At 38.0% G+C, this 4586-nt stretch carries 3 protein-coding genes; 1 reads left to right on the forward strand and 2 read right to left on the reverse strand.

What is annotated here, in order from left to right:
- Positions 1–72: 72 nt before the first annotated feature.
- On the reverse strand, positions 73–576 hold the full coding sequence (gene ytrI / locus V7147_RS07280) for a sporulation membrane protein YtrI (RefSeq protein WP_335367188.1): 504 nt from the start codon (positions 574–576) through the stop codon (positions 73–75).
- Positions 576–914 carry a YtrH family sporulation protein gene (locus V7147_RS07285; RefSeq protein ID WP_335367189.1) on the reverse strand — a complete coding sequence of 113 codons (339 nt, stop codon included), beginning with the start codon at positions 912–914 and terminating at the stop codon, positions 576–578. Before V7147_RS07285 ends, ytrI begins: the two co-directional genes overlap by 1 nt.
- A gap of 442 nt (positions 915–1356) precedes the next feature.
- Between V7147_RS07285 and dnaE the strand changes: the two genes are divergently transcribed.
- Positions 1357–4586, forward strand: a 3230-nt coding sequence (gene dnaE, locus V7147_RS07290) for a DNA polymerase III subunit alpha (protein WP_335367190.1), incomplete at its 3' end; no start/stop codon positions are given.

Raw genomic sequence — 4586 nt, forward strand, 5'->3', positions numbered from 1 at the left:
AGTCTTTGTTCTTTTGAATGTAACAAAAGTTTCACTTTTGTAAAACGAAAAGCCTCCAAAAAGGAGGCTTAGCTATTTCACAAGCTCGATATTTAGTGTGATTTCAAGTGTTGTATCAAAAAAGACAGTGTGTATTTTGAGTCGATATTTTTTATCGTCCAGCTCGAAAACATTATTTTCAATTGTTCTAAAGAGAAGCTCTTTATTTTTTGATACTGTTTGAACATCCTGTCCAATTAAGGAGTTAAGGTCCTCAATAACAGTAGCTTTCATACGGTGTAGATCAAGTGAGCTAAGCTCTAATTTTTTTCGATTCACGAACACGATATCGAAGTCCTGAATTTTTAGCTTGTTTTTGTTTTCTTCGTTTAATTTTTTCATATCTTCAATAAGGATGTCTTTGCTTTTTTTTAGATCATTAATTTCACTTACTTGCTTTGTCATTTTTTGAATCTGTTTATCCTGCAACACCCCATACTGAAACAGAAATACAAACCAACTGATTAAGGCACCAATTACAACACCTGCGAAAAATCGTTGCCAGCCAGGTTTTTGATGATAGGGCGGGACTCTCATTAGGTAATATGCTCCTGAGTAAACCACTCAATAATTCTCCATCCAACCTGTGCTCCTCCCATTGCCGAGACAATTAGAAGAAATTGTTTAAAGACATCTTTAGTTTGACCAAGAAAAATGCCCTTTTCAAAGCTGTAAAAAGTATCAAATGTTCCACCAATTGCTGCAACAAGTGCCCAAATTTTTAACTTGCTGGCTACTGAATAGATTTCAGATAAAGGTGCTTGACCTGAAATAAAGGCACCTATCCCACCTATTAGCGATCCACCTAAAAGGACCCCAAGAGCAATAAAGAAACTATGAATAAAAGCTGGCATAAAAGCGTCTTTTATTTCCATTTGGACACCCTCTTTTTAAATTGATATGATAGACCCTACTCTTTTTACTATATGTATATGGACAAACACTAGCCAGTATGAGTTTTGTTTTGCTTGTTTCGTAAATAGGACTATAATTGAAGTATTGAATAGAACGAAAAGTGCGTGTTCAAAAAGGAGGGTAAAAGGACTGCGTCGACAAAAACGCCACGCCCTTATGTCTTGTCGACACTAGCACATCCTGCGCGTCGAATTTAAGGCGGTGTAGCTTTGAGTACCGGAGCGTATGCAGTTAATACGTGAGGAACTCCAGAAGCAAGCCAACGAGCTTCCACAGGATGTGGTGACTTCGACGTTCGACATAGGAAGTGTCGGCAACTAGTCGAAGTTCCTCTATCGATGTGTCATTTTCGGCCGGCTTTTTGAACATCCTCTAAAAAAAAGTGAAAGAGGTGTGATTTCGATGCCTTTTGTTCATCTTCAGGTTCAAAGCGCCTACAGCCTGTTATCAAGTGCTGCAAAGGTTGAAGCTTTAGTTGAAAAAGCGAGCAACCTCGGGCTTAAGGCATTAGCGTTAACCGATGAAAACGTGATGTATGGCGCAATAACTTTTTATAAGGAATGCAGGAAGCGTGGAATCAAACCAATTATAGGTATGACTGCATCGGTTTTGTCAGATGAAGAAGACCAGACTGCTTATCCTGTAGTATTACTTGCAAAAAACAACAAAGGATATCAAAATCTATTAAAAATTAGTAGTGCAATTCAGACTAAGTCAAAGGATGGAATCCCAAGAAGATGGTTATCACAATATCGTGATGGATTAATCGGTATTTCACCAGGACGTTACGGGGACATTGAGCAAAGTCTAAAGAATGGAAATTACGAGGAAGCCTTAAAAAGAGCCAATTCCTACAAACAAATCTTTGAACAAGAAAGCTTTTATTTAGCTGTACAAAACCATGGCTTACGAGAGAATGTTGAAATGAACAATCAACTTTTCAAAATGGGTGCAGAACTAAAGGTACCATTGGTTGCCACAAACCATGTTCAATACATAGAGCAAGCTGATTCGTTTGCTCACGAATGCTTACTATCGATTAAAAATGGGACGAAGCTTTCAGATGAAGATCGAGTTATCCTTCCGAGCAAGGAATATTATTTAAAGTCTCCATCACAAATGACTGAGCTTTTTTCTGACATTCCAGAGGCTCTTGAAAACACATTACAAATTGCGCGTCTTTGTAATGTCGAAATAGAATTGGGGAAATTTGCATTACCGAAATATCCTGTTCCGGGTGATGAAACTGCAGGGGATTATTTATCGCGAATCTGTCTTAAAGGACTGAAAGAAAGGTATCAAAACCCTACTGATGAACAGTTCGAAAGACTCCAGTTTGAGCTTGAAGTCATTAAAAATATGAATTTTAGTGATTATTTTTTAATTGTTTGGGATTTTATGAAATATGCCCATGAGAACGGTATTTTGACAGGACCAGGAAGGGGTTCAGCAGCTGGTTCATTGGTCGCTTATGTTCTATATATTACGGATGTTGATCCACTTGAACATCACTTGTTATTTGAACGATTCTTAAATCCAGAAAGAATATCAATGCCGGATATTGATATTGACTTTCCTGATAATCGGCGCGATGAAATGATTGAATATGTTTCGAAAAAATACGGCAGACTTCATGTCGCGCAAATTATTACTTTCGGTACGTTGGCGGCAAGAGCCGCACTTCGGGATGTTGGAAGAGTGATGGGAATCTCACCCAAAGAAGCCGATTTTCTCGCTAAACTAGTTCCTAGTAAGCTTGGAATTACATTGCAACAAGCGTATGAAGAATCACAAGGATTACGGGACTATATTCAAAACATTGAAATTGGACGCAAAATCTTTGAAACAGCGAAAAAAATTGAAGGTCTTCCAAGACATACTTCTACACACGCAGCTGGTGTTGTCATTAGTGAACAACCATTGACAGATTTAATCGCCATTCAAGACGGACATAATGACGTTTATTTGACACAATTCCCGATGGATATTCTCGAGGAAATTGGCCTCTTAAAAATGGATTTTCTCGGACTCAGAAATTTAACACTTATCGATAATATCGGGTCCATGATCAAGCGAGGCACAGGGAAGAGTATTGACCTTTCTACAATTCCATTAGATGATCAAAAAACATTCACCTTGTTAAGTAAGGGAGATACAACAGGGGTTTTCCAGCTAGAGTCAAGTGGGATGAGAAGCGTTTTAGTAAGGCTACAGCCGAATACCCTAGAAGACATTGTCGCGGTAAATGCTTTGTACAGACCAGGTCCAATGGAAAATATCCCATTGTATATTGCACGAAAACATAAAAAAGAGGCAGTTCAATATCCACATCCTGATCTTGAACCAATTCTACAAATGACAAATGGGGTTATTGTATATCAGGAACAAATTATGCAAATCGCCTCAAAAATGGCCGGATTTAGTCTTGGCGAGGCTGACCTTTTAAGAAGAGCCGTAAGTAAAAAGAAGAAAGAGGTTCTTGATAAGGAGCGGCACCATTTTGTTCAAGGCTGTTTAAGCAAGGGTTATACCGAAAAAACAGCAAATGAGATTTATGATTTAATTGTTAGATTTGCGAACTATGGCTTTAACCGTAGCCATGCCGTTGCCTACAGTATGATTGCTTATCAGCTCGCTTATTTAAAAGCAAACTATCCGCTCTATTTTATGGCTGCATTACTCACAAGTGTCATTGGCAACGACGACAAGCTAGGACAATATATTCGTGAATCAAAGCAAAAGGGGATTACCATTCTGCCACCATCTATTAATAAAAGCTATTATCCATTTATTGTAGAGAAAAAGGCAATACGATTTAGTCTAGCAGGTATAAAAAGTGTAGGAGTTGCCGCGCTTAAAGAGATTGTCGAAACCAGAAAGATTAAATCATTTTCAGATCTATTTGATTTCTGCGTTAGAACCTCAATCAGAAGTATAAATCGTCGTACGATAGAAGCGTTTATTTGTTCAGGTGCCTTTGATGAGTTTGGGGAACATCGGGCAACACTTTTAGCAACATTAGATGTTGCGCTAGAGCATGCCGAACTGGTTAGACCTAAAGATGATGAAAATCAATTTGAGATGTTTTTTGAAGATGATTTTGGACTTAAACCAAAATATGTTGAAGTCGAACCATTTAAGGAAATGGAAAAACTCCGCTTTGAAAAAGAAGCGCTCGGCTTTTACTTATCGAGTCATCCAATCACATCCTATTCAACCTATTTAAAGAAAAACGGAGCAATCCCGATTTCAGAGACCTCCAATTATCTCCATCAAAATGTTGTGATTGGTGGATTCATCGTGAAGGAGAGAACGATACGCACCAAAAAAGGAGAAGTAATGGCCTTTTTAACAATTGGGGATGAAACGGGTGAATTAGAGGGAGTTGCCTTTCCAAGAACGTATACACAGTCGGCAAAGCTCTTAAAAAATGAGTCGTTACTATTACTAAAAGGGAAAGTTGAAAATCGGAATAATCAACTACAGCTCATTATCAATCAAGCGCAACCCTTACCTAATAAAGTGGATTTACCGGAAGAAGAAAAAAAATTGTTTATCAGGATGGAAGATAGACATCAAGCAGATCGAGTTTTTATTGATTTAAAAGAATTGTTAAAAGAATATCCTGGTGA

Source organism: Bacillus sp. JJ1521 (assembly GCF_036965165.1).
In the GTDB taxonomy this organism is placed as follows: domain Bacteria; phylum Bacillota; class Bacilli; order Bacillales; family Bacillaceae_L; genus Ferdinandcohnia.

Excerpts from the sequence above, each read along its gene's own strand:
- ytrI (WP_335367188.1), bottom strand. The coding sequence starts at position 576 with ATGAGAGTCCCGCCCTATCATCAAAAACCTGGCTGGCAACGATTTTTC.
- V7147_RS07285 (WP_335367189.1), bottom strand. The coding sequence starts at position 914 with ATGGAAATAAAAGACGCTTTTATGCCAGCTTTTATTCATAGTTTCTTT.